Raw genomic sequence first — 2034 nt, 5'->3', positions numbered from 1 at the left:
GCCCCCGGCGTCGCCGGTCGGGCCCCGGCCGGGAAGCCCGCACCGGGCCGGCCGGCGCCGACCCCATCGGGTAGAACTTGTTTCATGAACGACACCCTTCAGTACCTGCTCGACCTGCTCGACCTCGAGCGGATCGAACAGGACATCTACCGGGGCGACAGCCACCCCTCGGTGATCCCCCGGGTCTTCGGCGGGCAGGTCGCCGCCCAGGCGCTGGTCGCCGCCTGCCGCACCGTCACCGACGACCGGTTGCCGCACTCCCTGCACTCCTACTTCCTGCGCCCCGGGGACCCCGGCGCCCCGATCGTCTACCAGGTGGACCGCATCCGCGACGGCAGGTCGTTCACCACCCGCCGGGTGGTCGCCGTCCAGCACGGGCAGCCGATCTTCCACCTCTCGGCCTCCTTCCAGGTGCACGAGGATGGCCTGGAGCACCAGGAGGAGATGCCGCAGGCCCCCGATCCGGAGTCGCTGCCGACCGCCGACGAACTGCTGCCCCGCTACGCCGACACCTTCATGCACCCCGACGTGGTGCCGCTGCTGCTCGAGGCACGCCGCGCCATCGACCTGCGCTACGCCGTCGAACCGCCCTACGCCACCGTCGGCGAGCCGCGCGAGGCGCGCTCGCGGGTGTGGTTCCGCACCGACGGCAAGATCCAGGGCGTCCACGACAACCCCGTCGTCCACCTGTGCCTGGCCACCTACGTCTCCGACATGACCCTGCTGGACTCGGTGCTCCTGGCGCACGGGCGCGGCGGCTGGACGGTCGGCGACGTGGTCGGCGCCAGTCTCGACCACGCCATGTGGTTCCACCGGCCGTTCCGTGCCGACGAGTGGTTGTTGTACGACACCGACGCCCCGACCACGCAGAACGGGCGCGGTCTGGCCCGGGGGCAGATCTGGACCCGCGACGGCCGGCTCGCCGTCTCGGTCATCCAGGAGGGTGTGGTGCGCGTCCCCCGGGACCGCTCCTGACCCCCGGTCCACCCGGTCCGCCCGATCCCACCCCGGGCGACCGCCGTCCCGCCGCCGGTGCCGGGACGTCCGCCCGACGCATCCGGGGCGGGGCTCACTCCAGCCCGGCCGCCGACAGGAGGTACGCCGTCATCGGCTCGTAGTACCGGGGATCGGTCACGTGGTCGTCCAGCGGCACGCACACCGCCAGCGTCCCCTCCGCCTCGGCCAGGAAGAGCGCGGGGTCGTTGCAGTCCGCGAATCCCACCGTCTCGATGCCGTGCTGCGCCGCGCATCCGGCCCACCCGTGGTCGGCGATCACCAGGTCCGGCGGCGCCTCGCCCTCCTGCGGCAGGGCCCGCAGGATCTCCGCCATCGGCGCGGGGGAATGGGTGTGCCACAGGGACGCCCCCCGCTCGTACATCGCCACCCCCGCCAACTGGGTGACCACGCCCTCGTCGGCGGTCAGCCCCAGCGGCACCCGCACCAGCTCGCACCCCGCCGCCACCAGGGCAGCCGTCACCCGGGAGTGGGTGTCCAACAGGCCGCCCGGGTGCCCGGTGGCGGAGAGGAACCGCCCGCCCCGCTCGGCCGTGCGACGCAGCACCTCCGCCGTGCGGTCCAGCGCGGCCACCGTCAACTCCGGGTCGATGGTGTCCTGCCCCTGCCGATGGGTGGGGTCCCCGTCCACGCCGCAGCGCTCCGCCATCACCGCGAGCACGTCCTGCTCGTCGCTCCAGCGGTCGCCCAGTTCCACTCCCAGCCAGTAGTAGCGGTTGCCGTTGGCCAACTCCCGGTAGTGGGAGAGGTTGTTCTCCCTCGGGGTGGCCACCTCGCCCGCGATCCGGGTGCGCACGAGGTGCTCCGCCAACTCGGAGCGGGAGGGAGCCGGGGACACCGGTCGAACCGGCGGGCCCGGCGGTACGGGAACGGCCGACATGGCCGGGGGGACCGAGGTCATGGGCTCATTGTGACCCGCCGTTCCGAACGCCCGGGCGAGCGCCCGCCGGGGTGTCCAAAACGTGACCCCGGTTCCGCCGGAAAGGCGGAACCGCCCCCCCGCGTCCCGCTGCCTACCCT

2 protein-coding genes are annotated in these 2034 nt (G+C 73.5%); one reads left to right on the top strand and one right to left on the bottom strand.

The features are described from left to right. The first annotated feature begins 84 nt into the window (after positions 1-84). On the top strand, positions 85-975 hold the full coding sequence (tesB, locus tag FNQ90_RS21030; protein WP_182607791.1) for an acyl-CoA thioesterase II: 891 nt from the start codon (positions 85-87) through the stop codon (positions 973-975). Between the two features lie 94 nt (positions 976-1069). Here the strand turns inward: tesB and FNQ90_RS21025 are convergent, their stop codons facing one another. Then, positions 1070-1894: a phosphatase gene (locus FNQ90_RS21025; protein WP_182607792.1), complete on the bottom strand. Its 825-nt coding sequence runs from the start codon at positions 1892-1894 to the stop codon at positions 1070-1072. Between the last annotated feature and the right edge of the window lie 140 nt (positions 1895-2034).

Source organism: Streptomyces alkaliphilus (assembly GCF_014141535.1).
Classification (GTDB): Bacteria; Actinomycetota; Actinomycetes; order Streptomycetales; family Streptomycetaceae; genus Streptomyces; species Streptomyces alkaliphilus.
Note: the sequence above shows the minus strand (reverse complement) of the source record. Positions and strands in the feature narration are given on the sequence as shown.